Annotated in this window: 25 protein-coding genes and 1 pseudogene; 13 read left to right on the top strand and 13 right to left on the bottom strand. The window is 74.2% G+C overall.

Features of this window, described 5'->3' with window-relative positions; all coding sequences use genetic code 11:
* The 3 genes from AB0D94_RS31355 to AB0D94_RS31345 all read right to left on the bottom strand — a co-directional run.
* A partial coding sequence (locus AB0D94_RS31355) for a rodlin (RefSeq protein ID WP_362058820.1) occupies nt 1-227 on the bottom strand: 227 nt, incomplete at its 3' end.
* Between the two features lie 78 nt (nt 228-305).
* Nucleotides 306-1,064: a class I SAM-dependent methyltransferase gene (locus AB0D94_RS31350; protein ID WP_362058817.1), complete on the bottom strand. Its 759-nt coding sequence runs from the start codon at nt 1,062-1,064 to the stop codon at nt 306-308.
* A gap of 63 nt (nt 1,065-1,127) precedes the next feature.
* Complete coding sequence (locus AB0D94_RS31345) at nt 1,128-2,279, bottom strand: serine hydrolase domain-containing protein (RefSeq protein ID WP_362058814.1); 1,152 nt, start codon at nt 2,277-2,279, stop codon at nt 1,128-1,130.
* A gap of 347 nt (nt 2,280-2,626) precedes the next feature.
* Here AB0D94_RS31345 and AB0D94_RS31340 point away from each other — a divergent pair, with 347 nt between their 5' ends.
* Entirely contained in the window at nt 2,627-3,223 is a 597-nt protein-coding gene (locus AB0D94_RS31340) for a GNAT family N-acetyltransferase (RefSeq protein ID WP_362058811.1), read from the top strand.
* A 180-nt stretch (nt 3,224-3,403) separates the two neighbouring features.
* Here AB0D94_RS31340 and AB0D94_RS31335 read toward each other — a convergent pair whose 3' ends face one another.
* The 3 genes from AB0D94_RS31335 to AB0D94_RS31325 form a co-directional block, all read right to left on the bottom strand.
* Nucleotides 3,404-3,580, bottom strand: coding sequence for a hypothetical protein (locus tag AB0D94_RS31335; protein ID WP_362058808.1), 177 nt, complete (start codon nt 3,578-3,580; stop codon nt 3,404-3,406).
* A gap of 78 nt (nt 3,581-3,658) precedes the next feature.
* Nucleotides 3,659-4,972: a sigma-70 family RNA polymerase sigma factor gene (locus AB0D94_RS31330; RefSeq protein WP_362058805.1), complete on the bottom strand. Its 1,314-nt coding sequence runs from the start codon at nt 4,970-4,972 to the stop codon at nt 3,659-3,661.
* The gene (locus AB0D94_RS31325; protein ID WP_362058802.1) at nt 4,969-5,385 is read right to left on the bottom strand and encodes a YciI family protein; all 417 of its coding nucleotides are present in this window, start codon (nt 5,383-5,385) and stop codon (nt 4,969-4,971) included. Before AB0D94_RS31325 ends, AB0D94_RS31330 begins: the two co-directional genes overlap by 4 nt.
* A 167-nt stretch (nt 5,386-5,552) precedes the next feature.
* On the opposite strand from AB0D94_RS31325, the pseudogene AB0D94_RS31320 reads away from it, so the two are divergent.
* The 5 genes and pseudogenes from AB0D94_RS31320 to AB0D94_RS31300 all read left to right on the top strand — a co-directional run.
* Nucleotides 5,553-5,714, top strand: a pseudogene (locus tag AB0D94_RS31320) (ATP-binding protein); the annotation flags it as partial.
* A gap of 52 nt (nt 5,715-5,766) precedes the next feature.
* On the top strand, nt 5,767-6,198 hold the full coding sequence (locus tag AB0D94_RS31315) for a GNAT family N-acetyltransferase (protein WP_362058799.1): 432 nt from the start codon (nt 5,767-5,769) through the stop codon (nt 6,196-6,198).
* A 135-nt stretch (nt 6,199-6,333) separates the two neighbouring features.
* On the top strand, nt 6,334-7,077 hold the full coding sequence (locus tag AB0D94_RS31310; protein WP_362058796.1) for a hypothetical protein: 744 nt from the start codon (nt 6,334-6,336) through the stop codon (nt 7,075-7,077).
* A 24-nt stretch (nt 7,078-7,101) separates the two neighbouring features.
* On the top strand, nt 7,102-7,500 hold the full coding sequence (locus tag AB0D94_RS31305; RefSeq protein WP_362058793.1) for a DUF4440 domain-containing protein: 399 nt from the start codon (nt 7,102-7,104) through the stop codon (nt 7,498-7,500).
* A 237-nt stretch (nt 7,501-7,737) separates the two neighbouring features.
* A complete protein-coding gene (locus AB0D94_RS31300) occupies nt 7,738-10,176 on the top strand; it encodes a serine hydrolase (protein WP_362058790.1) in 2,439 nt (812 codons plus the stop codon).
* A 69-nt stretch (nt 10,177-10,245) separates the two neighbouring features.
* Here AB0D94_RS31300 and AB0D94_RS31295 read toward each other — a convergent pair whose 3' ends face one another.
* Both AB0D94_RS31295 and AB0D94_RS31290 read right to left on the bottom strand, forming a co-directional pair.
* Nucleotides 10,246-11,037: a hypothetical protein gene (locus AB0D94_RS31295; RefSeq protein WP_362058787.1), complete on the bottom strand. Its 792-nt coding sequence runs from the start codon at nt 11,035-11,037 to the stop codon at nt 10,246-10,248.
* Complete coding sequence (locus tag AB0D94_RS31290) at nt 11,037-12,338, bottom strand: VWA domain-containing protein (RefSeq protein ID WP_362058784.1); 1,302 nt, start codon at nt 12,336-12,338, stop codon at nt 11,037-11,039. Before AB0D94_RS31290 ends, AB0D94_RS31295 begins: the two co-directional genes overlap by 1 nt.
* A 160-nt stretch (nt 12,339-12,498) precedes the next feature.
* On the opposite strand from AB0D94_RS31290, the gene AB0D94_RS31285 reads away from it, so the two are divergent.
* Nucleotides 12,499-12,885 (top strand): DUF6204 family protein, encoded by a 387-nt coding sequence (locus AB0D94_RS31285; protein WP_362058781.1) that lies wholly within the window; start codon nt 12,499-12,501, stop codon nt 12,883-12,885.
* On the opposite strand, the gene AB0D94_RS31280 is transcribed toward AB0D94_RS31285, so the two are convergent.
* On the bottom strand, nt 12,831-14,525 hold the full coding sequence (locus AB0D94_RS31280) for an FAD-dependent monooxygenase (RefSeq protein ID WP_362058778.1): 1,695 nt from the start codon (nt 14,523-14,525) through the stop codon (nt 12,831-12,833). The two genes, AB0D94_RS31285 and AB0D94_RS31280, sit on opposite strands and share 55 nt — an antisense overlap.
* Before the next feature lie 77 nt (nt 14,526-14,602).
* Nucleotides 14,603-15,013, bottom strand: coding sequence for an organic hydroperoxide resistance protein (locus AB0D94_RS31275; protein WP_362058774.1), 411 nt, complete (start codon nt 15,011-15,013; stop codon nt 14,603-14,605).
* Between the two features lie 135 nt (nt 15,014-15,148).
* On the opposite strand from AB0D94_RS31275, the gene AB0D94_RS31270 reads away from it, so the two are divergent.
* Nucleotides 15,149-15,625 (top strand): MarR family transcriptional regulator, encoded by a 477-nt coding sequence (locus AB0D94_RS31270; protein WP_362058771.1) that lies wholly within the window; start codon nt 15,149-15,151, stop codon nt 15,623-15,625.
* On the opposite strand, the gene AB0D94_RS31265 is transcribed toward AB0D94_RS31270, so the two are convergent.
* Nucleotides 15,585-15,977, bottom strand: coding sequence for a hypothetical protein (locus tag AB0D94_RS31265; protein WP_362058768.1), 393 nt, complete (start codon nt 15,975-15,977; stop codon nt 15,585-15,587). The two genes, AB0D94_RS31270 and AB0D94_RS31265, sit on opposite strands and share 41 nt — an antisense overlap.
* A gap of 168 nt (nt 15,978-16,145) precedes the next feature.
* Between AB0D94_RS31265 and AB0D94_RS31260 the strand changes: the two genes are divergently transcribed.
* Nucleotides 16,146-17,180, top strand: coding sequence for a PHP domain-containing protein (locus AB0D94_RS31260; RefSeq protein ID WP_362058765.1), 1,035 nt, complete (start codon nt 16,146-16,148; stop codon nt 17,178-17,180).
* Nucleotides 17,181-17,235: 55 nt separating this feature from the next.
* On the opposite strand, the gene AB0D94_RS31255 is transcribed toward AB0D94_RS31260, so the two are convergent.
* Complete coding sequence (locus tag AB0D94_RS31255; RefSeq protein WP_362058762.1) at nt 17,236-18,153, bottom strand: UbiA family prenyltransferase; 918 nt, start codon at nt 18,151-18,153, stop codon at nt 17,236-17,238.
* Between the two features lie 76 nt (nt 18,154-18,229).
* On the opposite strand from AB0D94_RS31255, the gene AB0D94_RS31250 reads away from it, so the two are divergent.
* Genes AB0D94_RS31250 through AB0D94_RS31240 form a run of 3 tightly spaced genes read left to right on the top strand, consistent with a single transcriptional unit; the run spans nt 18,230 to nt 20,922 of the window.
* Complete coding sequence (locus AB0D94_RS31250; protein ID WP_362058759.1) at nt 18,230-19,288, top strand: 3-oxoacyl-[acyl-carrier-protein] synthase III C-terminal domain-containing protein; 1,059 nt, start codon at nt 18,230-18,232, stop codon at nt 19,286-19,288.
* Between the two features lie 57 nt (nt 19,289-19,345).
* Entirely contained in the window at nt 19,346-19,900 is a 555-nt protein-coding gene (locus tag AB0D94_RS31245; RefSeq protein WP_362058826.1) for an isoprenylcysteine carboxylmethyltransferase family protein, read from the top strand.
* A complete protein-coding gene (locus AB0D94_RS31240) occupies nt 19,897-20,922 on the top strand; it encodes an NAD(P)/FAD-dependent oxidoreductase (protein ID WP_362058756.1) in 1,026 nt (341 codons plus the stop codon). The genes AB0D94_RS31245 and AB0D94_RS31240 overlap by 4 nt, the downstream gene beginning before the upstream one ends.
* Before the next feature lie 107 nt (nt 20,923-21,029).
* On the opposite strand, the gene AB0D94_RS31235 is transcribed toward AB0D94_RS31240, so the two are convergent.
* A complete protein-coding gene (locus AB0D94_RS31235) occupies nt 21,030-22,076 on the bottom strand; it encodes a hypothetical protein (protein WP_362058753.1) in 1,047 nt (348 codons plus the stop codon).
* A gap of 184 nt (nt 22,077-22,260) precedes the next feature.
* On the opposite strand from AB0D94_RS31235, the gene AB0D94_RS31230 reads away from it, so the two are divergent.
* Nucleotides 22,261-23,931: a carboxylesterase family protein gene (locus AB0D94_RS31230; protein ID WP_362058750.1), complete on the top strand. Its 1,671-nt coding sequence runs from the start codon at nt 22,261-22,263 to the stop codon at nt 23,929-23,931.
* Nucleotides 23,932-23,941 lie beyond the last annotated feature (10 nt).

Here is a 23,941-nt window from a genome sequence, read left to right as displayed (position 1 = left end):
GCCGGCAGACCGATGCAGGGCTTGTTCAGGGTGCCCTGGACGAGACCGAGCTGCGGGCTCAGGTCACCGTGGGTCTTCTGGTTGCCGTAGATCTGGTGGGCACCGTTGCCGTTGACGGTGTTGATCCCGTGGTCGTTGCCGATCGCCATGGCCGGGGCGGCCATGGCGGCGCCCGCGCCGACGAGGGAAGCGGTGGCAGCTGCGGTGGCCATAATCTTCTTGATCATTATTGGTCCTTCGGTTGCACGAGTGCATGGTGGTGAGCGCCTTGATCAACGGCGGAAACCACGACGGGTTGCGCGAGTTCACCCGAACAGCCCCTCCGTGTCGTGCGCGCGGACGGCCACGCGCAGGTCGACCACGTAGTGCTCCTCCAGCCGGCCGTCCGGGAACCGGGCCATGAGGCGTGCGCGTTCGTCGGCGAGGAAGGCATCGGTGCCGGGCTCCCCGACGAGGAAGAGCGAGTGTGTGGCCAGCTTGGCCAGGTGCGTGTCGACCGTGAGGCGGCGCGACCACGACAGGCGGCGGACGGTGAAGCGCAGGCCCTCCTGCGGGCGGGGGTGCTCGTTGATGTAGTAGCCGGGGCCGAACCGCGCCTCGATGCGGGCCTGTTGGTCGGCCGTCCAGCCGACGCGGACGTCCGGGTCGTTCGACCAGACCGCCAGCGCCCCGCCCGGGCGCAGCACCCGGAGCGCCTCGGGTACGGCGCGGGCGGGGTCCGTCCAGTGCCAGGACTGCGCGTAGGTCAGCAGGTCCAGGCAACCGGTCGCGAGGGGAAGGCGGTTGCCGTCCCCGCGCACGAGCGGGGTCCGCGGATTGCGGTGCCGGAACTCCTCGGCCATGCCGTCGCCCGGCTCCACCGCGACCACCCGGGCCCCGCGCTCCTCCAGGAGGGCGGTGGCGATCCCCGTCCCGGCCCCGACGTCGGCCACGCGGGCGCCGGCCAGGGGGAAGCCGGCGAGCTCGGCCACGGCATCGAAGAGCGCGGGCGGGTACGAGGGCCGGTAGGCGGCGTAGCGGGCGGCCGCGGAACTGAAGGAACGAGCACGGGATTCGGTCGTCATGCCGCCATGATGCCGGGACGCCGCGTTCCGCAGGAGTGGGCCTGCGGGCCCCCGGGACGCCCTTCAGCGCCGGGCGGCGTAGGCCCAGAACTCCCGCATCTGGGCGGGCACGGCCGGGCTGTCCGTCTCCCGCTGGGTGAGCAGGACGGTGACCGCACCGGTAGCGGGCACGACGTGGGCGGCGGTGCCGGTGCCGCCGATCCAGCCGTAGCGGCCGGGGACGTTCCAGGGGTCGAGGCGGGCGACGTCGACCGAGCCGCCGTAGCCCCAGCCCTGGCCGTCCAGGAAGAGCGCGGCCGCCTCGCGCTGGGGTGCGGTGAGGTGGTCGGAGGTCATCTGCCGTACGGAGTCCGGCGCGAGCAGCCGCCCGCCCGCGTACGCGCCCTCCGCGAGGAGCATGCGGCCGAAGGCGTACAGGTCGTCGGCAGTGGAGACCAGCCCGTCCGCCCCGGAGGGGAACGGGGGCACGGTGCTCCACTGGCCGCCGGGCGCGTCGGCGAGCTCCAGGGCTCCGCCGGCGGGGGCCGTCCGGTAGTAGCTGGTGAAGCGGTGGAGCTGCTCCGGCGGTACGGCGAACGCGGTGTCCCGCATGCCGAGCGGCTCGAAGATCCGCTCGGCCAGCAGGTCCGGCAGGCTCTGTCCCGCGGCGCGCGCGAGGAGCACCCCGAGGATGTCGGAGCAGGTGTTGTAGAGCCATTCCCGGCCCGGCTGGTACAGGAGCGGGATGCGCGCCAGCCTCGCCATCCAGGTGTCCGGGTCCGCGATGTGCTGGGGCTGCGGCGGCCCTTGCTTCAGCACGCTGATCAGGGGTTGGAGCGCGGGCAGCGAGAAGTCGGAGGGGAAGCCGTACCCGGCCCGGGAGGTCAGCAGATCGGCGACGGTGATCGGGCGTTCGGCGGGGACCACGTCGTCGACGAGTGAGGACGGCGTACGGACGACAACCGGATCGGCGAGTTCCGGCAGCCAGCGCGCCACCGGCGAGCCGAGGGCGAGGAGCCCGTCCTCGATCAGCACCATCGTGGCCGCGGCGACCACCGGTTTGGTGAGCGAGGCCACCCGGAAGAGGGAGTCGCGGGCCATGGGCGCGGAGCCGGCCATGTCCACCGCACCGACGGCGGCGACCTCGACGTCCTCGCCGCGGGCAATCAGTGCCACCGCGCCGGGCAGCGCTCCGTCGATGACATGGGCCTCAAGGAGACTGCGCAGCTCGCTCATGGTCCACCTTCTCGTGCGTGCGGACGCGCCGGGAGGAGCCCGGCGCGGGTCCAGGGGGTGTCTTGCCGATCATGCCGGGCCCGGGCCGTCCGGCGTTGGTCCGGCCTGTCCGACACGACACCCCCTCGTAGGAGAAGACTGCCGCCGCCGCCCGGTTTCACCGGTCCGACACGGCCACGGCCACGCTGCCCACCGGGCGGTCCTCAGCCCGGCGCCGCCGCGGCCGCCGCTGACACGTCTCGCTGCTGCCCTTCCCGGAACTTCCGCGCCAGGCCGTCTCCTTGCCCCCGCGGACGAACCGGGACCCCGCCCCACCGTCCAAGATCATCGGGTGCAGAATGACCTGTATGACCATGACGAACACGCCGAATACGGCAACGCTCGACGACGCTCCGCTGATCGGCCGCTCGCTGGCCCGCGCCTTCGACGACGACCCGATGATGCGCTGGTTCTTCCCCGACGACGCCTCGCGCGAGGCCGCGCTGGAACGCTACTTCGGCACGATCTTTACCCGGCAGTACGTCCGCCACGGCGTGTGCGAGCGCACCGCGGCGGCAGCAGCGTTCTGGGTACCGCCGCAGGCGCAGGCCAAGGCCGTTCCCGACGCGGACACCATCCAGGAACTCCAGAACATCCTCGGTGACCGGGCTCCGCTGTTCGGGGCGGCCGTGGAGGCCGCCGCCGGGCACACCCCGCAGGAACCGCACTGGTACCTGGCGCTGATCGGCGCCGACCCGGCCGCCCAGGGCCAGGGCCAGGGCGCCGCCCTGCTGCGCTCGGGGCTGGCGAAGGCCGACGCGGCGGGTCTGCCCGTCTATCTGGAGTCCTCGAAGCCGTCGAACGTGCCCCTCTACGAGCACTTCGGCTTCACCGTGCGCGAGGAGCTGCGGCTGCCGGGGGGCGGCCCGGTCCTGTGGGGGATGTGGCGGCAACCGCGCGGCTAGTGCTGTGACCGGACGGGACCTAGTGCTGTGGCCGGAAAGGTTTGCCGGGTCGCGTCGTCCGGTGCGGTGCATCGCAAGGCGGAGGGCCGCGGCTCGTACTGGACGTACCGGCACGGTCCGACAACGCGGCGAAGTGCCGTACCGGGCGGCGCGACCCGGCAAACCTTGCCGGTCACAGCACTAGGCAGCCGGGACGACCGAGGCCTTTATCGCCGCGGCCCATTCCTCCAGCAGCACGGCGTGCCGGACGCGCTCGGCGTCGGACAGGCGGCCCTCGGCGCGGGCGAAGAGGCCGCGGATGTCGGAGTTGATCTCGGCGAGGGGTCGCTCGGGGGCGGGGGCAGGGGTCGGGCTCACATGATCAAGGATAGGCGCGCGGTCTGACAGCGGTGGACCACGTCCGTCATGCGGACGGCCCGTCATGCGGACGGCCCGTCATGCGGACGGCGGTCCGCCGGTGCCGGGCCCCGGGTCATCGCCACCGGTGTCCCGCCCCGGGTCACCGCCGATGCGGGCGGCCCGTGACTGGAGGTAGCGGCGCTCGGGGATGCTGAGGGTGAGCCCGGCGGCCTTCGCGTAGGCGGCGCGCGCCGCCGGCAGGTCGCCGGCCCGTTCCAGCAGGTGGGCCCGTACGGCTTCGAGCCGGTGGTGACCGGCGATGCGGTCGTCCTCGTCCAGGGCGGCCAGCAGTTCCAGAGCTGGGCGCGGCCCGTGCACCATGGCCACGGCGACCGCGTGGCCGAGCCGCTCCACGGGGCCGGGGACGAGGCGGATCAGGAGCTCGTACAGGGCGAGGATCTCGGCCCAGTCGGTGTCCTCGTCGCTCGCGGCCTCGTCGTGGACGGCGGCGATGGCGGCGCGCAGCTGGTAGGGGCCGAGCCGGGTGCGCGTGAGCGCCGCGCTGACCAGCGCGACCCCCTCGGCGATGGCGGCGCCGTTCCAGCGGGTGCGGTCCTGTTCGGCGAGGGGGACCAGGCTGCCGCCCGGCCCCGTACGGGCGGGGCGGCGGGCGTCGGTGAGCAGCATGAGGGCCAGCAGGCCGGCCACCTCGCCGTCCTCCGGCAGCAGCGCGTGCACGGCGCGGGTGAGGCGGATGGCCTCGGCGGCGAGGTCGGGGCGTTGCAGGTCCGTTCCGGAGGTGGCGGTGTACCCCTCGTTGAAGATCAGGTACAGCACTTGGAGCACGTCCCCGAGCCGTTCGGTGTGCTCGTCCGGCCGCGGCATGCCGAAGGGCGTCCCCGAGGCCTTGATCCGTCGTTTGGCGCGGCTGATCCGCTGGGCCATGGTGGCCTCGGGCACGAGGTGGGCGCGGGCGATCTCGGCGGTGGTCAGGCCGCCCACGGCCCGCAGCGTCAGGGCGATCCGGGCGGCCGGGGCCAGCTCGGCGTGGCAGCACAGGAAGAGCAGCGCGAGGGTGTCGTCCTCGGCGGGGGCGCGGCTCTCCCCCGGCGGCGGTACGAGGAACTCGTCGCGCGGGGTCAGCCCGGCGGCGGTCTCCTCGCGGCGCCGCCGGGCGTCCTCGCTGCGCAGCTGGTCCACGAGCCGGCGGGAGGCGACCCGGATCAGCCAGCCGCGCGGGTTGGCCGGGCGGCCCTCCTCGGGCCACTGGCGTGCGGCGGCGAGCAGGGCCTCCTGTACGGCGTCCTCGGCGGTGTCGAAGTGGCCGTAGCGGCGCACGAGCGCGCCGAGGACCTGCGGTGCCAGCAGGCGCAGCAGGTCCTCGACCGTCGGGGTGGGGTCGGCCGTCACATCTCGGTCCCCGAGCCGCTGTCGACGGGCTGGACGACGACGGGGTAGTTCGGTGAGCCCTCGGGTACGGGGCAGGCGTACGCGCGGGCGGCGATCTCGGCGGCCCGCGCGAAGTCGGGAACGTCGACGACCCAGTACCCGGCGAGCACCTCCTTGGCCTCTCCGTACGGGCCGTCGGACACCACCGGGGCGCCGTCGGCGCCGGCCGTCACCAAGCGGGCCTGCCGGGGTTCGGTGAGCCCTTGCGCGTCGACCAGCTCCCCCGACTCGGCGAGGTCGTCGTTGATCGCGCCCATGTGGGCGTACATGGCCTGGAGCTCCGCTTCGGACCAGGCCGGGCTGTCGCCGGTGCCCTTGCCGGACATGGCGTCGTAGTCGTCCTGCTTCCCGAGGATCATCAGCATGTACTTCATGGGGTACCACTCCTTCTGTTCACCGGCCCTCAGCCGGGTGGACCGGGCCTTTCACCCGAGACGTCGGAGCCGCTCCCCCCGTTTCGACACGTCGCCGGAGCCGGAACGAGACGGCTCTCCCCAGGGCAGGGTGAGCCTTCCCCGCTTGAGCCGGAGAATCTCGTCGGCTCTTCGAGCCCTTCTACCGGGCGCGGCCCCGGGTGGGCGCGGGGCACGGCCTGGGGCTGGCGATCGTCCGCTCCATCGTGGTGGCGCACCAGGGCTCGGTCACGGCGGTGGCCCGGCCGGAGGGCGGTCTGAGCGCACGGGCCCGGTTCCCGGCCCGCTGAGTGGCACCGGGGACCCTGCGGCCCGCCGGAACGGGCCCCTTAGGCTGACCTCATGAAGATCATCGACCTTGAGCCGGGCGACCCCCGGATGACCGGCGACCTGCTGCCCGTGCTGCGCGAACTGCGCCCGCACCTCACCGAGGACCTCTTCCGCTCCGTCCTCTCCGAAGGCCACCCCCAAGGGCTGCGCTTCACCGCGGCGTACGACGCGGACGGCGTCTGCGTGGGCGCGGCCGGCTGGCGGATCGTCGCCAACACCTACCTGGTCCGCAAGCTCTACGTCGACGACCTGGTCACCAGTGCCACCGCCCGTTCCTCCGGGGTGGGCCGCGCGCTCCTCGCGCACCTGGAGGACCACGCCAGGGTCGCTTCCTGCACGGCGCTCGCCCTCGACTCCGGAACCCAGCGGACGGAGGCGCACCGCTTCTACTTCCGCGAGCGGATGTCCGTGACCGCCTTCAGCTTCGAGAAGCCCCTCGGCTGAGCTCTCCCCGGCGGCGCCCGTGGGCGCGGGGCGGGCCGTGACCGAACCGTCGCCACCCCGAAGCCTGCTCGACGTCGTGGCCGGAACCCAGTGCTTGCTAGGTTCCGGCTCAGCCGACCACGGGGAGACCGACCCATGCCCACACATGCCAGACGCCGCCGGGCCCTGACTGCCGCGGCCTCGGCCGCGTTCCTGCTGACGGGTCTGGCGGGCTGCGCGGACGGGCCCGCCGCCCCGGACCCGTCGGGCGCGGCGGCCGCTTCCTCCTCGGCCTCGGCGAGCGCGTCGGTGTCCGCGAGCGCGTCCGCATCCGTGTCCGCGTCCGTGTCCGCGTCCGTGTCCGCCGCCCCGTCCGCGACGCCCGCCGCCGCGACCTCCTCGCCGGTGGCGCCGGCCACGAACCCGGCAGCGGCCCCGGCTCCTCCCCCGGCCCCGACGCGGCTGACGGTGGCGGTCGAGACCAGGAGCGGGAAGCTGGCCCTCGTACGCGGCGGGGCGGCGCAGGAGTTCACCGTCACCCTGCGGAACGGGAACTCCGCCGCGTACCGGCACCTGCTGATCGCCTTCCAGATGGAGTCCCTCCCCGGTGGACCGGACGATGTGCCGGGGACGGGGCCCGGTTTCCTGCTGGAACGTTTCGACCAGGCCTCGCGCACCTGGCGCCCGGCAGCGTTCCGGATCGCCAACGACACGAAACCGGACTCCCTGTTCACCGGCGGGACTCCGCTGGCCCACGACGCCCTCCGCGTCGAGCGCTACCGGCTGCGCGCGACCGCGGGCGGGCCGACGGGCAGCAGCCCGGTGGTGGTCTCGTTCATCGACACGGACGCCGACCGACAGGTCGCGGGCCGTGTGTCGCTGCCGCACAACACCCGCTGAAACCCTCGCTGTTACGGTCGGCTCATGTCCAAGACCGAAATAGACATGGTGACCGCCGAGTTCTACGGCGCATTCGACAACAGGGGCGGCCAGGGCGCCGATGTGGCCCGGATCCGCCGCCTCCTCATTCCCGGCGGCGTGATCGTCAGTACCAGCCCGAAGTTCACTGCCTACACCGTGGACGAGTTCATCGAGCCCCGCGAGCGGCTGCTGGCCGACGGCCGACTCGTCGACTTCTGCGAATGGGAGACCTCCGAACGCACCGAGATCGCGGGCGACATCGCCTCGCGCTTCGGCGAGTACCGCAAGTCCGGGATCCTGGACGGAGAGCCCTTCGAGGGCGGCGGGACCAAGACCATCCAGTTCGTCCGCACAGCGCAGGGCTGGCGGATCACCGCGTTCGCCTGGCACGACCAGCCCTGACCGCCCGCCCGCCCGGACCGGGTCACCGCCCCCGGGTTCCGGTCGGGCCCGCAGTATGACCGAACGGTTACAAGATTCGGCTCGGGGAACGGACCCGGCGCACCGCACATCTAGGCAGTCGGCGGGGCTCCTACGGGGGCCTCGCCGGACGGTATCGGCAAGAACCGGCGGGCCGACGGTCACCGCGCGAGCGGTGGGGCGGCGGCCGCCTGGGGTGAGCGGCAAGGCGGGGCAGGGATGAAGGCGGTAACGGTGGCGGGCGGTTCCCCGGACACTCCGGAGTCGGAGGGAACCGAGCTTCCGACGACCGGACTTGGTACGGGGGACACGACAGCCGGTTCCGGTGGCCCGGACGAGGCCGAGGCGTCGACGGCCGACGACGCGGCGGAGGCGGCTGCCTCGGAGGCGGTTGCCGCCGAACCGGCCGGCGAACGGGAGACCGAAGCCGCGCCCGAAAGCCCGGCCTCCGAGGCCGCGGCCGAAACGGACGCGGACGTGGACCCGGGCGAAGCCGATGCGGACCCGGTCGCGGACCCGGAAGGCACCACGACCGCAGGCGAACCCGGCGACGACCCCGCCGAGCAGCCGCTCCCCGGCGCGCCCGAATCCGCCGTCGCCCCCAACGCCCCCGACGCCGAAGCCGTCTCCGACGACGAGCCCGGGACCGGCGACGAGGCCGCCGCCGACGCCCAGCCCGAGCCCGAGCCCGAACAGCAGGCCACGGCCCAAGAGAAGCCCGAGGAGGAGGCCGGCCAGCCGACCGAAACCGCCGACGAGGCCGACCCGGACGCACAGCCCGAGCCCGATCAGGAGAACGCGGCCGACAACGAGGCCGAGGACGAGGCGGAAAGCGGCGACGCCGCCGCCCCCGAGGCACAGTCTGGGACCGATCCGGAGACCGGCGACGGCGACGGCGACGGCGACGGCGACGGCGACGGCGACGGCGAGACCGAAGCCGAGGCCGGCCAGACGGCCGAGAATTCCGCAGAGGCCGACCCGGACGCACAGCCCGAGGCCGAGACGGGTCAGACGGCCGAGAGCGACGACGAGGCGGCCGCGGAGGCCGCGACCGGCGACGAGGCGGAGCCCGAGGACGGTCAGGAGGCCGTGGCGGACGAAGCCGGGCCGGGGGCGCGGAAGGTGCCGTCCTGGGCCCGGGGCGGCGATTCCGATGCCGAGCGGACCAGCACGTTCGTGGCGCTCAAGGAACTCGGCGCCCCTGCACCCGCCCCGGCCGACGAGCCCGCGACGCCCCCCGCCCAGGCACGGGCCAAGGCACCGGCCGTGCCACCGGCCAAGTGGCCCGCGCTCCAACAGCCGCAGCACTCCCAGCAGCCCCGGCCCCACGTCGTCGAGCCGAAGCGCGCCGCACCGCTGCCCCCGCTGGAGCTGCTGGCCGAGCTCACCAACACCGCTCCCCCGCCGGAGACCCCGCGCCGGACCGCGCTGCGGCGCGTCAAGATATGGACCCCGATCCTGCTGCTCCTCGCCGGCGCCGTCACCGGCGCGCAACTGCTGCGTCCGCTGCCCGCCGCGCAGCTGGTCGCGGCCGAGCAGGCGCACACCCTCGACGGGCAGTTCTCCGTACCGTGGCCCGCCAAGGGCCAGGGGGCCGTCCGCGTCGCCGGCTCCGGCGACATCGGCACCTTCGGTGAGCAGAAGCCCGTGCCGACGGCCAGCGTCGCCAAGGTGATGACGGCCTACGTGGTCCTCAAGGGCCACCCGCTGCGCAAGGGCGAGGCCGGCCCGCAGATCACGGTCGACGCGAAGACCGTGGCGGACGGCACCTCCGAGAACGAGTCCCGTATCGAAGGGCTCAGCGCCGGGACGAAGTTCAGCCAGCAGGACATGCTCAAGATGCTCATGATCCCGTCGGGCAACAACGTCGCCCGGCTGCTGGCGCGCTGGGACACCGGGACCGACTCCGAGGCCGCCTTCGTCGAGAAGATGAACGCCGCCGCGAGGGAACTCGGGATGACGGACACCACGTACACGGACCCCAGCGGTCTGGACGCGGGAACCGTCAGCACGGCCACCGACCAGCTGAAGCTCGCCGAGGCGGTCATGAAGGACGAGGCGTTCCGCGCGATAGTCGCCCTGCCCAGCGCCGAGATCAAGGGGCTGCCGAAGCCGATCTCCAACAACAACGACCTGCTCACGGTCAACGGCCTGAGCGTGCGGGGCATCAAGACGGGTTCGAGCACCCCGGCGGGCGGGGCCCTGATGTGGGCGGCGTACAAGTCCGTCGGCGACGAGACCCCGCTGATCCTGGGAACGCTGATGGAGCAGCGCGCGGACGGCCCGGACCACAACGCGGAGAACAGCCTGATCCTGGTGAAGGCGAACAGCAGGAAGATCATCGAGGCGGTACGGGGGGCACTCGCCTCGGCCCCGGTCGTCCGCAAGGGCCAGACGGTGGGCTACGTGGACGACGGCCTCGGGGGCCGCACCCCGCTCGTGGCCACCAGGGACCTGAACGTGATCGGCGTACCGGGCCAGCAGCTGAAGCTCACCCTGCGGGCCGGAGCCTCGCCGGTCCCGCACACCGCGAAGGCCGGTTCCGAGCTCGGTGTGCTGACGGTCGGGGAGGGCGAAGGCGCGAAGAGCGTGCCCGTGGCGGTCCGGGGCGCCCTGTCCGAGCCCTCCTTCGGTACCCGGATCACCCGCCTGCGGTAGCCGGTCCGCAGTACACGAGCGGCCGCGGCCCCGGGAGTTCCCCGGGACCGCGGCCGCTCGCATGGGCCGTCACGCGCCGGGCGGCACCCGTGACGGTCGGCCCGCGCCGCGCGTGAGGGAGTACCCGAAGATGCCCGCGAGGGCTCCGAGCACTCCGCCGGCCGCGGTCCACAGCCAGCGGTCGGACCACCAGCCGCCGGACCAGCCGTCCTCCGGCTCGCGCAGGGATCCGGTCACCGTGGCGGGGACCAGGGGCGCCGCGAGGGCGCCGTCCACCGCGTGGGCGCCGCCGGTCTCCGCCACGGTGGCCTCCACGGCCGCGCGCACCGGCAGGCCCAGGTCCTCTTCCGGCAGGTCGAGGACGGTCAGGCGGACGTAGTAGCTGCCCGGGAGCGGGTCGTTGGCCCAGGGCTCCGCGCCGGCGCGGACGGTGCGCAGGGTGCAGGACAGTTCGACCGACGGGGCTTCCTTGGCCGCTGCCCGGGCCTGTGTGCCGTAGGTGCACGCCTGGCGGCGGCGCAGCCCGTCGTACACGTCGAGCTGCCAGGTGGCGGCGCCGTGCCGGGAAGCCGTCTCGGGCAGCGTGACCGTCGCCTTCACGGTGACGCGCTGCTGCGCGTCGACGGGCAGCACCCAGTAGAGGTAGTCGCCGGTGGACGCCCCGGCGGTGGCCCGCTGGCCCGGGCGCAGCGGCGTGGCGGTACGGAAGCTGGTGCCCGCCTCGGTCGGTGCGGAGTCGGCCTTGCCGGAGGAGGTGGGGCCGGGGCTCGCCGAGGGGGTGTCCGCGGCGGCCGTTCCCGCGACCGTGAGGGCGGCGGCTCCGGCCAGCAGGGCGGCGGTCAGTACGCGTACGGTACGCATCAGTTGGTCCTCCAGACGGAGATGCGCCAGCGCGAGATCCAGCCCCACACCAGGCCGGCCGCCAGCCCGGTGAGCACGAGGGCGGCCAGCAGCCACCAGCCGCGCCCGAGGCCGAAGGCGGCCGCGTCGGACGCCCCGTCGGGTCCGTCCACCAGCTCGATGGTCAGCTCCAGCGGCATGCCCGGGGTGGTCTTGACGGACGCGGGCGCGGAGAAGGAGTTGCTGACCTGGATGCAGACGGTCTCGGCGGGCTCCTCGGCGTCCTTGCCCTTGCCCTTGGCCGTGTCCGCGTCGGATCCGTCGGTCTCGGCCTTCGGGTAGCGCAGGCCGGTCGAGATGACGTCGGTACGCCCGTCCCCCGCCTCCGAGCCGCGGACGATCTCGCGGCCGCTGACGGTGGTGGCGCGCAGCAGGAGCCCGTAGTCGTTGTTGACGGCGCGGTCGGCGGCGAGGCTCACCGAGGCGCGAAGTTCCTGCCCGGGGCGGACGTCCACCCGGTACCAGCGGTGCTCGCCGAAGGTCTCGCGGTCGCTGTAGAGGCCGGGCTTCAGCTGCGGGGCGTTCGCGCACTGCTTGGCGCCCTCGGTGGCCACGGGGTTGACGACCGGATCGGCTGCCCGGTCCACCAGTTGTCTGACCCTGCTGGAGAGTTCCGCCGTGTGCTGCACGGAGGTGTACGTGCCTCCGGTGGCCTCGGCGATGCAGGTCAGCTGGGCGCGCGTCTTGGCGTCGGGGACCAGGCCGAGGGTGTCGATGACGAGGTGGATGCCCTTGGCGGCGATGTCGCGCGCCACTTCGCACGGGTCGAGCGGGGCGCAGGTGTCCTCGCCGTCGGTGATGAGCACGATCCGCTTGGTGGCTTCACCGCCCTCGAGGTCCTGGGCCGCACCGAGCAGGGCCGGTCCGATGGGCGTCCAGCCGGTGGGGGCGAGGGTGGCCACGGCGGTCTTCGCCTCGGTCCGGTTCAGCGGCCCTACGGGATACAGCTGCTTGGTGTCCTTGCAGCCGAGTTCCCGGTCGTCCCCGGGGTAGGTGGCCCCCAGGGTCCGTATGCCGAGGCGTACTTCGTCGGGGACGGCGTCGATGACCTCGTTGAAGGCCTGCTTCGCCGCGACCATCCGGGACTGGCCGTCGATGTCGGTGGCGCGCATGGAGCCGCTGACGTCCAGGACGAGGTCGACCTTGGGGGGTTCCTTCGCCTTCGGTCCGTCGGCGGCGGTGGCGCTCGCCGGGAAGAGCCCGACGACCAGGGCGGCGAGCAGGCCGCACGCCCCGGCCGCAAGCCGTTTTCTAGTGATCATCGCCGGATCGTATTGAGGATCTTCCGGCAATCCAAAACGGGGTTCCGGTAACGGCCTTCAGGTCCCTCGGGCCGCCCGGCGCCGCTCTCTCCGGTCCCCTGCCCGCCGGAGCCGGGAAATCCCGGTGCGGGGGACAGAAGGGGCGATCTAGGGTTCGGGGATGAGTACGCGCATCTTCCGGATCACCGTCCGTGGCTCCTTCGACGGCCTCAGTGCCGGCCAGCGGGCCGAACTGCTCGCCGCCGCCTCCGAGCACGACATGCTGCACGCGGCCTTCACCGCCGAGGGGCACCTCACGTACGACCTGGCCGCCCGGCCCTTCTTCACCTTCCGCTTCCTGGACTCGGGTGAGGCCGAGGAGGACATCCTCGATGCCACGGCCCGCGCCGAACTCGCGGCGGAGAGCTGGCTGACCGAGCGCGGGTACGGATTCAAGCAGCTCAAGTCCCAGGCCCAGGACCTCTCCCAGGCTCCGCTGGGCAAGCGGCAGCGTCAGGAGGCGGCCCGGGCCGCCGCGGCCGGGGGCTCCGGCGGCTCCCGGCGCTGAGGGCTCGCGGCGAAGACGGCCGTGAGGTGGGCGGCGAGCGGGCCGGGGGCGGGCGGGGACAGCCGGGCACCGAGGTAGCCGTCGGGGCGGACGACGAAGGCCGTCGGCCCGTCCACCTCGTAGAGGCGGGCGAACTCCCCGCCGGTGTCGCGGTAGACGGCCGGGATGCCCGGGGCGGCCGGGGCGTCGGGGGCGAGGACCACACAGGTCTCCATCCGTCCGCCGGAGGAGTCCCGGGCCGTCTGCGCGAGTTCGTCGATCCAGCGGAAGTCCCCGCCGCCGGCCCCGTACAGCAGGAGTACGTGCTGGTCGCGGTCGCGCAGGAGGTCGTACAGACGCAGCGGGTGGACCGCGATCGGGTGGGTGAGGCCGGTGCAGTCCGGTGCCCGGTCGCCGGGCCGGGGTCCGGGGCCCTCGCCGGGCGGGTCCACGAGGGGGCTGCCCCGGTAGCCGACGAGCAGTTGGGCCTCGCGCAGCACCAGGGTGGCCGGGTCGTCCGGGTCGGTCTGCATCCCCTGCGTGGCGTGCCGCACGGTGCGGCCCACGACCTCCTCGCCGACGGGCCGGCGTTCGGCGTCGTAGCTCGCGAGCAGGCCGGGGCGGGCTCGCCCGTCGACGGCGAGGGCGAGCTTCCAGGCCAGGTTCCAGGCGTCCTGGATGCCGGTGTTCATGCCCTGGGCGCCCGTCGGGGGGTGGATGTGCGCCGCGTCCCCGGCGACGAAGACCCGGTCGACGGCGTAGCGGTTCACGATGCGGTGGCTGATGCGGAACACCGAGGCCCAGCGGATCTGGGAGGCCGTGGTCGGGCGCGGTGACAGCCGGTCCAGGACGGCCTGGATGTCGGGGAGTCCGGGCGCCCGGCCGCTCTGCAGTCCGTGGGTGATGCCGTCGGGCGTGGCGGCGTCCGGGCCGGCCCGCTCCGAGAGTTCGGGCGGCACCAGCATGGACATGCGGTAACGGTTCAGGCCGGGCAGCGGGATGCACACCAGCACGTCGTCGACCGTGCCGTCGCCGTCCCGGTGCGTGGAGCGCACGCCGTACCCCGGAGGCATGTCCCAGTCGACCTCCACGTCGGCGAGCATGTACTCCTCGGCGAACGCCCCGCCCTCGTAGGTGAGCCCGAGCCCCTTGCGGACGATGCTGTGCGCGCCGTCGCAGCCCACCAGGTACCGGGTGCGCACCTCTTCCTCCGCGCCGGAGGGGGTACGCAGACGGCTGGTCACGCCCTCGGCGTCCTGGGTGAACGACACCAGCTCGGTGCCGCGTTCGACCCGGGTGCCGAACCGGGCCAGGAACTCGTCGAGGATCCGCTCGGTCTCGTACTGCGGCAACGCGGCGAACCCGTAGGGCACTTCCGGCGGCAGCTCGAGTTCGAGACGGGCCTGTTCGGCGCCGTTGACGTACATCAGCTGGCCACGCATGGAGACGGCCGCGTCCAGGACGGTGCGGACCAGTCCCATCCGGTCCCAGACCTCCAGGGTGCGCGGCTGGATCCCCACCGCCTTCGCGAACGGCAGCCGGGCGGGCAGGCGGTCGACGATCCGGCAGGAGACGCCGTGTCTGCGGAGTTCCACGGCCGCGGTCAGCCCGACCGGGCCGGCGCCTGTGACCAGTACGTCCGTTGCGTAGGTGTGCGTCACTGACGCCTCCCGGGCAGGCGGTCCCCGTACGGTTCCATGCACCTCCATGGTCGGGGACCGCCCGGTGTCCGGCATCTTTACTCGATGACGAGCTCCACGTCGATGTTGCCGCGGGTGGCGCGGGAGTAGGGGCAGACCTCGTGCGCCTGCTTGACGAGCAGGGCGCCCGTCTCGCCCGCCAGGGACTCGGGGAGCTCGACGCGCAGGACCGCGGCCAGGCCGAAGGCCGCGCCGTCCTTGCCGATGGAGACCTCGGCCGTGACGGACACCTCGCTGGTGTCGACCCGGGCCTGGCGGCCGACCAGGCCGAGGGCGCTGGCGAAGCAGGCCGCGTAGCCGGCGGCGAAGAGCTGCTCGGGGTTGGTGCCCTGCCCGTTGCCGCCGAGCGCCGGCGGCATGGACAGCGCGAGGTCGATCTGGCCGTCGGAGCTGACGGCACGGCCTTCGCGGCCGTTGGCGGTGGCGACAGCGGTGTACAGCGCGTCCATCGGGGGGTCCTCTCGCAGGGGTGGAACGTGGCAGTGGTGGCGGCCGGTGCCCGGCCGCGCTCCATCAGTAGAGCACACAATTCAGTTGTGCACAATTAAATGCCTCGCAAGTCGACCCCGGGTACACTGGCCGTCATGACCGAGAAGCCGAGCGCGACCCACCCCGACCAGGAGTTCCTGCGCCTGGACGGCCAGATCTGCTTCGCTCTGAACGCGGCGAGCCGTGCCTTCGGCGGCCTCTACCGGGTCGTACTGAAGGACCTGGGGCTGACCTACCCGCAGTACCTGGTGATGCTCGTGCTGTGGGAGCACGGCGAGATGCCGGTCAAGCAGCTCGGTCACCACCTCCGGCTGGACTCCGGGACGCTGTCCCCGCTGCTCAAGCGGCTCGAAGCCGCCGGTCTGGTCCGCCGCGAGCGCAGCACCGAGGACGAGCGCTCCGTACACGCACAGCTCACCGCGGAGGGCGCTGCGCTGCGTGACCGGGCGGTGGAGGTACCCCGGCGGATCGCGACCGCGACCGGCTTCGAGCTCGCCGAGATCCAGGACCTCCAGGCCCGCCTGAACCGCCTCACCGCCGCCCTGGACGCGGCTGCTCCGCAGGAGGCCTGAGCCGGTTCCGGCGAGCGGTGAGCTGACCCTGGACGAAGGCGTCGGTGTCCGGCGAGTACGGGCCGCCGTGGTCGAAGAGCAGGTCGGTGATCCGCCGCCATTCCGAGACCGTGGCGCGGGGGCCCTCGCCGGCGCCCGCCGGGTCGCCCTCGGCTTCCTCGGCGGCCTCCAGCGCGGCCGCGGCCTCGTGGTGCGTCATCCCGGCGGCCTGGCGGCGTACCCGGTCCCGGGCCGCCCGTTCCGCGGCGGAGGGCTCGTGCGCCTCGGTCGTCGCGTCGGCCGGATCGACCGCGTCGGCCCCGTCTCCTCCGTCAGCTCGGTCTGCTCCGTCAGCCTGAGCGCCTTCGCCCATGACCGGCCGCCTTCCGTAGTCCCGTAGTCCGGTAGTCGCGTCGACCGTCTACCCGGTCCGCGCGCATCGACCCCCGGGGCCGCCCCGGGGCGCCCGGACCGTCGGCGTGCCCGTGCGAGGCGTCCCCGGCCACGCCACACTGGGCGGGGGGCGTCTTGGAGGTACGCGATGGACCCGGTTGCGGCGCTGGACCGGATCGCCTTCCTGCTGGAGCGCGCGCAGGCGCCGACGTACCGGGTACGGGCCTTCCGTACGGCGGCGGCCGCGGTCAAGCACCTGGGCGAGGACGAGGTGGCCGAGCGGGCCGCGGCGGCCGGTTCGCTCGAGTCCGTGAAGGGCATCGGCCCCACCACTGCCCGGGTCGTCCGGGAAGCTCTGACCGGGGCGGTCCCGGAGTACCTGCAGAAGCTCGAGGACGAGGCCGCCGCGATGCCCGCGGGCCCGCCGCCCCCGCCTGCCGCGGCCGCGCTCCGGGCGGCGCTGCGCGGGGACTGCCACGTGCACTCGGACTGGTCCGACGGCGGCAGCCCGATCGAGGCCATGGGGCGGGCGGCGGCCGCGCTGGGACACGAGTGGAGCGTACTCACCGACCATTCGCCCCGGCTGACGGTCGCCCGGGGGCTCTCCCCGGAGCGGCTGCGCGAGCAGCTGGAGGTGGTCGCGGAGCTCAACGCGGCGTGGGCGCCCTTCAGGCTGTTCACCGGCATCGAGTGCGACATCCTGGACGACGGTTCGCTGGACCAGGAACCGGAGTTGCTGGACCGGCTCGACCTCGTCGTCGCCTCCGTGCACTCCAAGCTGCGGATGGAGTCGCCCGCGATGACCCGGCGGCTGCTGGCGGCCGTACGCAATCCCCTGATGGACGTACTGGGCCACTGCACGGGGCGGCTGGTGACCGGGCGGACCCGGCCCGAGTCGCAGTTCGTCGCGGAGGAGGTCTTCGCGGCGTGCGCGCAGGCGGGTACCGCCGTGGAGATCAACAGCAGGCCCGAGCGGCTGGACCCTCCGCGCCGGCTGCTCCGCCTCGCGGTGGCGGCCGGAACGCTGTTCGCGATCGACACGGACGCGCACGCGCCGGGCCAGCTGGACTGGCAGATCCTCGGCTGCGAGCGGGCCGCGGAATGCGGGGTACCGGCCGAACGCGTCGTCAACACCTGGACGGCGGACCACCTCCTGACCTGGACCCGCACCCGCCGCCCCTGATCGTCCCGCCGGCGCGAACCGTCACGCCGCGACCCGCGTCCGGCGGCAGGAAATGCTAGGCCGGCCGCAGCTGCACCAGCAGGAGCGTCACGTCCGCTCCGGCGACCGCCAGCGTGGCGAGGAACGGGACCCGTCCCGGCCGCCCGGCCGTGAGGAGCACCGTCAGCGCCGTCGCCGCCAGCAGTCCCCAGCCGTACGCCGTCACCCGCCCCGGCGGCCCGAAGACCAGGGCCGCGGTCGAGCCGAGGACGAGGAGCCCGGCGAGGGCGGCCGACCAGCGTGCGCCGAGCCGCTGCGGCAGGCCCACGACCCCCGTGGCCAGGTCGTCCTCGATGTCGGGCAGGACATTGGCGAAGTGCGCGCCCGCGCCGACCAGCGCCGCGGCGGCCGTGAGCCACGGCGGGGGCCAGGGCGCGCCCGGCAGGCCCAGGGTGACGAAGGCGGGCAGCAGCCCGAAGGCCACGGCGTACGGGAGCCAGGAGAGGGCCGTGCCCTTGAACCGGAGGTTGTAGGCCCAGGCCGCGGCCACGCCGACGAGGTGCACGGCGCCCGCGAGCGGCCCCGCGGCCAGTGACAGCGGTACGCAGAGCAGCAGGGCCAGCGCTGCCGCCCGGGTGACGGCCGCGGGGGTGACCGTACCGGCCACCAGGGGTTTGTCCCGGCGGCCCGTGGTCAGGTCGCGCCGGAGATCGGCCCGGTCGTTGCACCAGCCGACGGAGAGCTGTCCGGAGGCCACCGCCGCCGCGGTGACGGCGGCCCCGGCCGGGCCGCGGCCCGCGGCGACCGCGAGCGCTGCGGCGAGGGCGGTGACCGCCGCGGCGGGCAGCGGGTGGCACGCCGCCAGCAGGCCCACGAGCGCGCGGCGGCGCCCGACGGAGGCCGGCCGGGCCTTCGACTGCGGCTCGGACCGGGGCCGGGGTCGCGGCTCTGGCTGCTGCGGCTGGGGCTGGAGCTCTGCGCTTCTCGCGGGCACCCGGCCACGCTATGCGGCGCCGCGCCCGGTTCACGTGATTCCTTACGATGTGTCACTTTTTCCCTATGTTGAATCAATGACACGTGTCCTGGCAGTGAGCAGCGTGTTCCCGCCCCATCGCCATCCGCAGTCCGAGATCACGGAAGCGCTCTCCCGTTTCCTGCCGCCGGGCTCGGACACGGCCCTCCTGCGCCGGGTCCACGCGTCGGTGCGGGTGGAGGCCCGTCATCTCGCGCTCCCCCTGGCGCGGTACGGGCCGTCGAACGACTTCGGCACGACGAACGCCCTGTTCGTCGCGGCGGCTCTGGAACTGGGCGAGCGGGCCCTGCGACTCGCCCTCGCCGACGCCGGTCTGGACGCGGGGGACGTCGACCTGGTCCTGTCGACCACGGTGACGGGTCTCGCGACTCCCTCCCTGGAGGCCCGTCTCGCCACCCGCGCCGGTCTACGGCCCGACGTGCGGCGGGTGCCGCTGTTCGGCCTCGGCTGCGCGGCGGGCGCCGCCGGGCTCGGCATCCTCCACGACCAGCTGACGGGCCGGCCGGACCACGCGGCCCTGCTGCTGTCCACCGAACTGTGCTCGCTCACCCTGCAGCCCACGGACACCTCGATGGCGAACCTGGTCGCCGGGGCCCTGTTCGGCGACGGGGCGGGCGCCCTGCTGGCGGTCGGCCGCGAGCACCCGCTGTACGCGTCGGGCAGCGGGCCCTGGGTGGTGGCCTCGCGCAGCCGCCTCTATCCGGGCACCGAGCACCTGCTCGGCTGGGACATCGGCCACTGGGGCTTCCGCATGGTGCTCGGCCGTGAACTCCCGGACCTGGTGCGGCTGCACGTGGCCGAGGAGGTCGAGTCCTTCCTCGCCGCGCACGACCTCAAGCCTTCGGACGTCGACGCCTGGATCTGCCATCCCGGCGGTCCGAAGGTCCTCGACGTGCTGGAGGAAGCGCTGTCGCTGCCCGAAGCGGCCCTCGCCGAGAGCCGCCGTTCGCTGGCGACCGCCGGCAACCTCTCCTCGGCCTCGGTCCTGCACATCCTGAGCGGTGTGCGGGCGGCGGGGCCGCCGCCCGGTTCGGTCGGGCTGATGCTCGGCTTCGGTCCGGGCTTCGCCTCCGAACTCGTCCTGCTCCGCTGGTGACCGGTGACTGGTGATCACATGCCGATGACCCCTCTGCCCCCTGCCCTTCCCCCCTCGATGACCTGGTACCTGCTGCTCGTCGGCCTCGTCGCGGCCGAGCGCCTCGCCGAACTCGTCACGGCGCGCCGCCACACCGCCTGGAGCCTGGCCCGCGGCGGGCGCGAGCACGGCCGCGGCCACTATCCCGCCATGGTCGCCCTGCACACCGCCCTGCTGGTGGGCTGCGCGGTGGAACCGTGGGCCCTGGACCGCCCGTTCCTCCCCGCGCTGGGCTGGCCCGCCCTGGCCCTGGCCCTGGCCGCCCAGGGCCTTCGCTGGTGGTGCATCGCCACCCTCGGGCCGCGCTGGAACACCCGGGTGCTCGTCGTCCCTGGGCTGCCGCTGGTGGAGCGGGGCCCGTACCGGCTGCTGCGCCACCCCAACTACGTGGCGGTCGTCGTGGAAGGAGCCGCGCTGCCGCTGGTGCACGGGGCCTGGCTGACGGCCCTCGGCTTCACCGTCCTCAACCTGCTCCTGCTGCGCGTGCGGATCGGCTGCGAGGAGACCGCCCTGACGGAGACCGGCCGGCTGCGCGCACCGGCCTCCGTGCCCGGGGCGGGCGCCGCCCCGTGATCGACCTGCTGATCGCGGGCGGCGGGCCGGCCGGGCTGGCCACCGCCATCCACGCGGCACGCGCCGGACTGGAGGCCGTGGTCGTGGAGCCCCGGCCCACCCCCATCGACAAGGCCTGCGGGGAGGGGCTGATGCCCGGAGCCGTCCGCCGGCTGCGGGAGCTGGGCGTGCCGGTGGACGGGCAGCCCTTCGCGGGCATCCGGTACGTGGACGCCGTCAGCGGGCGGCACGCGGACGGGCTGTTCCGCCAGGGCCCGGGCCTCGGCACCCGGCGTACCGCGCTCCAGGCCGCGCTGGCCGACCGCGCCTCACGGCTCGGCGTACGCGTGCTGGCGCGCCGGGTCGGGGAGGTCAGCCAGGACGAGCACCGGGTCCGGGCGGCCGGGCTCAGCGCCCGCTACCTGGTGGCGGCGGACGGCCTGCACTCCCCCGTCCGGCGCGGGCTCGGTCTGGCGGTGCCGCCCGTACCGGGCCGGCCCGCGCGCTACGGGCTGCGCCGCCACTACGCGGTGGAGGCGTGGAGCGACCTGGTCGAGGTGCACTGGTCGGCCGGGTGCGAGGCCTATGTGACCCCGCTGGCGCCGGACCGGATCGGGGTGGCCGTCCTGACGACGCGGCAGGCCCCCTTCGACGTGCAGCTGGCGGACTTCCCGCTGCTCGCCGCCCGGCTGCCGCCGCAAGCCGGCACGCCGGTGCGCGGCGCCGGGCCGCTGCGCCAGCAGGCCCGCGTACGGGTGGCGGGGCGGGTGCTGTTCGTGGGGGACGCCGCCGGGTACGTGGACGCGCTGACCGGTGAAGGCCTCACCCTGGCGGTGACGGCGGCGGGTGAACTCGTGCGCTGCGTACGGGAAGGGCGGCCGCAGGCGTACGAGCGGGCCTGGCGGGAACTGTCGCGCAGCTACCGCACGCTCACCGCGTCCTTGCTGTGGGCCCGCCACCGGCCCGCGCTGGCCCAGCGGATCGTCCCGCTGGCGACACGGCTTCCCCGGGTGTTCACGGGGGCGGTGAACCTGCTCGCCTGAACACCGGTGCACGCGTGAACACCCGTGCACGCGAAGGGAACGGCACCCCTCGCCGGGCGCGGGGTGCCGTTCCCTTCCGTGTCAGCTCAGGCGGAGCCGGCCGCCCGTCAGGCCGCCTCCCCCGGACGGGTGCGGGCCTCGGCGCGGGTGCGCAGCGCCATGCCCGCGAGGACCGCCGCGGCCGCCGCGCACAGCACGGCGACCACGCCGGCCCAGGCCACGGAGGCGCCCATGGCGCCGCCCAGGGGGTCGAAGTCCACCGTGCCGCCGAGCACGTGCAGCGCGACGACCCCGACGGCCGTGGCCGCGGCCGCCCGCCACACCGTCGTGGTGTCCCACAGGGCCAGCAGTGCGCCGAAGCCCAGGCACAGCACGGTTGCGAGCAGGGGCAGGAGCTCGGCGGGCGCGGCCGACGGCGGGACCGTCAGGTCCTGGGGCAGGTGCAGGGCGCCGCTGACGAGCAGGGCCAGTGCCACGGGCCAGCGCAGTACGTGCCGCAGGGCCGCGGAGCCGGAGCCGGAGCTGCCGGCCGGGGCGGGGGCGGGGGCTTCGCCGACCCGGGCCGCGAGCCGGGGCCGCTGCGCGTACGGGGCGTCGTACAGCTCCTTGTAGGGCGGCTCGTACGGCTCCTCGTACATCTCGTCGTACGGCTCCACGTACGGCTCCTCGTCCTGCTCCTCGTACTGCTTCTGGTGCGGCTTTCCGGGCAGTTCGCCGCCCGCCCGTGCCGTCGGCGGGGCCACCTCGGCGGGGTGCCGCCCGTCCTGCTCCGCGGGCCCGTCGGCGCCGCTGAGGATGCTCACCAGCAGGGCGACGTCCTCGATGGGCCGTCCGACCGCTGCGGCGCGCAGGGTGATGTCCGCCTCGTCCACCTCGTGCGGGGGCTCGCCCAGCAGGGCGACCATGCGCCGGACCTCGTGCACGGGGCGGGTCACGGCTGCCGTGCGCAGCGCCTCGTGACCGGGGTTGGGGAGCTGGCCGGTCTCTCTGAGAAGGCTCACCAGTTCGGTGACCTCCTCGAGCGGACGGCAGGTGGCGGCCGTCCGCAGCAGTGTATGGACGGGCTCGGTGCCCGCCGATTCCGGTGCGGTGGTGTCGGGGGTTCCCTGGCGGTCTTCGTCTTCGGTGGCCGCGAGGGAGATGGGGTCATTCATGAAAAGCTCCGTTCGCCGACGCGCGGGTCTACGCATTGCGCGCCGGTCATCGTGCGTCATGGGAAGCGCACGCTTTGTTACATTGAGTGCCACTTTCGCTCACTGCGCCATTCGGGGCGGGCAAACGGGGTGCCGTTGCGACCCCCGGGCCCAGGGGCGCTCTCCACAGGAAAGGGCGTCAGCCGTGCGCGACTTGCGTACCGTCCGGCTCCACCTGCCCCTGTCGCTGTCGACCCTGTTGCGGTCGGTCCTGTTGCGGTCGGTCCTGTCGCTGCTCCTCGCCGTGGGGACGGCGCCGGCGGCCGCCGGGGCGCGAGATCCCGAGCGGCCCGTCGTGACCACGGACCGGGGGCAGGTACGGGGGCGGGCCCACGGCGCGTACCACACGTTCGAGGGGATCCCCTACGCCGCTCCCCCGACCGGCGCACTGCGCTGGCGGCTCCCGGAGCGGGCCGCGCGGTGGGAGGGCGTGCGCGATGCCGGGGCGCCCGGTGCGCGCTGCGTGCAGCTTCCCGTGCTGGTCCCGGGCGGGCCGACCGGCTCCGAGGACTGCCTCCACCTCAACGTCACCGCCCCGGCGGAGCGCGCCGTCCGGGGGCGGCCGCGGCCGGTCATGGTCTGGTTCCACGGCGGCGGCTTCCACTCGGGCTCCGCCGACGTGTACCGGCCCGACCGGCTGGCCGTCCAGGGCGACTCCGTGGTCGTCACGGTCAACTACCGGCTCGGGATCTTCGGGCTGTTCGGCCATCCCGAGCTGGGCGGGGCCCCCGGGTTCGCCCTCGCTGATCAGCAGGCGGCCCTGCGCTGGGTGCGGGCCAATGCGGCGCGCTTCGGCGCGGACCCGCACAACGTCACCGTTTTCGGCGAGTCGGCGGGCGGCCTCAGCGTCTGCGCACACCTCACCTCGCCCGCCTCCGCGGGCCTGTTCCACCGGGCCGTCGTGCAGAGCGGATCCTGCTCGACCACCACGCCTCCCCGGGCCCTGCTGCCGACGCTCGGCACGTACGAGCCCTTCGTGCCCCAGCAGCGCACGGTCGCCGACGGCTTGGCCGCGGCGGAGCGGCTCGGCTGCGGCCGTCCGGCCGGGGCGCTGGACTGCCTGCGCGCGCTGGACGCCCGTACCCTCGCCACCCCGGAGCTGATGCAGGCCTTCTCCCTGCTCCCGTACGGCAACGGCCGGCTGCCGCTGGAGCCCCGGCGGGCCCTGGAGGAGGGCAGGTTCCACCGGGTGCCCGTGGTGCAGGGCACGACCGAGGACGAGATGCGCCTCTTCCTGTCGCAGACCCTGGCGGCGTATCCGATCGGCGACGAAGCCGCGTACCGGTCCCGGCTGGAGCTGTCCTTCGACGCCGCGACCGCCCGGGACGTGGCGGCGCGCTACCCGGTGTCGGCCCATCCGACGCCGGCGCTCGCCTGGGCCACCGTGCTGTCCGACGCCTCGTTCATCTGCCCGACGCTGCGGGACGGACGCGCGCTGGCCCGGCACGTGCCGGCGTACGGCTACCGGTTCAGCGATGCGGACGCGCCCAACTTCACCGGGCTGTCCGCGCCGCCGGACCTGCCGTTCGGCGCGGCGCACGGTTTCGAACTGCCCTACTTGTTCACGATGGTGCCGCTGGCGGCCCCGCAGCAGGAGCTGGCGGACCGGATGACCGGCTACTGGACGTCGTTCGCCCGCACCGGCGTCCCGCGGGCGGCGGGAGCCCCCGACTGGCCGCGCCTGGGCGCCGCGCCGCCCGCTTCGGTCCTGTCCCTGGCTCCGGGGGCGGGCGGGATCCGTACGGTGGACGCGGGGGCCGAACACCACTGCGCCCTGTGGGACGCGTGGTCGCAGGCGCCCGCCGGGGCCCGGTGACGACCCGCCG

This window comes from Streptomyces sp. NPDC048255 (genome assembly GCF_040652415.1).
Taxonomy (GTDB): Bacteria; Actinomycetota; Actinomycetes; order Streptomycetales; family Streptomycetaceae; genus Streptomyces.
Note: the sequence above shows the minus strand (reverse complement) of the source record. Positions and strands in the feature narration are given on the sequence as shown.

Excerpts from the sequence above, each read along its gene's own strand:
- AB0D94_RS31350 (WP_362058817.1), bottom strand. The coding sequence starts at position 1,064 with ATGACGACCGAATCCCGTGCTCGTTCCTTCAGTTCCGCGGCCGCCCGC.
- AB0D94_RS31345 (WP_362058814.1), bottom strand. The coding sequence starts at position 2,279 with ATGAGCGAGCTGCGCAGTCTCCTTGAGGCCCATGTCATCGACGGAGCG.
- AB0D94_RS31340 (WP_362058811.1), top strand. The coding sequence starts at position 2,627 with ATGACCATGACGAACACGCCGAATACGGCAACGCTCGACGACGCTCCG.
- AB0D94_RS31325 (WP_362058802.1), bottom strand. The coding sequence starts at position 5,385 with ATGAAGTACATGCTGATGATCCTCGGGAAGCAGGACGACTACGACGCC.
- AB0D94_RS31315 (WP_362058799.1), top strand. The coding sequence starts at position 5,767 with ATGAAGATCATCGACCTTGAGCCGGGCGACCCCCGGATGACCGGCGAC.
- AB0D94_RS31310 (WP_362058796.1), top strand. The coding sequence starts at position 6,334 with ATGCCCACACATGCCAGACGCCGCCGGGCCCTGACTGCCGCGGCCTCG.
- AB0D94_RS31305 (WP_362058793.1), top strand. The coding sequence starts at position 7,102 with ATGTCCAAGACCGAAATAGACATGGTGACCGCCGAGTTCTACGGCGCA.
- AB0D94_RS31300 (WP_362058790.1), top strand. The coding sequence starts at position 7,738 with ATGAAGGCGGTAACGGTGGCGGGCGGTTCCCCGGACACTCCGGAGTCG.
- AB0D94_RS31295 (WP_362058787.1), bottom strand. The coding sequence starts at position 11,037 with ATGCGTACCGTACGCGTACTGACCGCCGCCCTGCTGGCCGGAGCCGCC.
- AB0D94_RS31290 (WP_362058784.1), bottom strand. The coding sequence starts at position 12,338 with ATGATCACTAGAAAACGGCTTGCGGCCGGGGCGTGCGGCCTGCTCGCC.
- AB0D94_RS31285 (WP_362058781.1), top strand. The coding sequence starts at position 12,499 with ATGAGTACGCGCATCTTCCGGATCACCGTCCGTGGCTCCTTCGACGGC.
- AB0D94_RS31275 (WP_362058774.1), bottom strand. The coding sequence starts at position 15,013 with ATGGACGCGCTGTACACCGCTGTCGCCACCGCCAACGGCCGCGAAGGC.
- AB0D94_RS31270 (WP_362058771.1), top strand. The coding sequence starts at position 15,149 with ATGACCGAGAAGCCGAGCGCGACCCACCCCGACCAGGAGTTCCTGCGC.
- AB0D94_RS31265 (WP_362058768.1), bottom strand. The coding sequence starts at position 15,977 with ATGGGCGAAGGCGCTCAGGCTGACGGAGCAGACCGAGCTGACGGAGGA.
- AB0D94_RS31260 (WP_362058765.1), top strand. The coding sequence starts at position 16,146 with ATGGACCCGGTTGCGGCGCTGGACCGGATCGCCTTCCTGCTGGAGCGC.
- AB0D94_RS31250 (WP_362058759.1), top strand. The coding sequence starts at position 18,230 with ATGACACGTGTCCTGGCAGTGAGCAGCGTGTTCCCGCCCCATCGCCAT.
- AB0D94_RS31245 (WP_362058826.1), top strand. The coding sequence starts at position 19,346 with ATGACCTGGTACCTGCTGCTCGTCGGCCTCGTCGCGGCCGAGCGCCTC.
- AB0D94_RS31235 (WP_362058753.1), bottom strand. The coding sequence starts at position 22,076 with ATGAATGACCCCATCTCCCTCGCGGCCACCGAAGACGAAGACCGCCAG.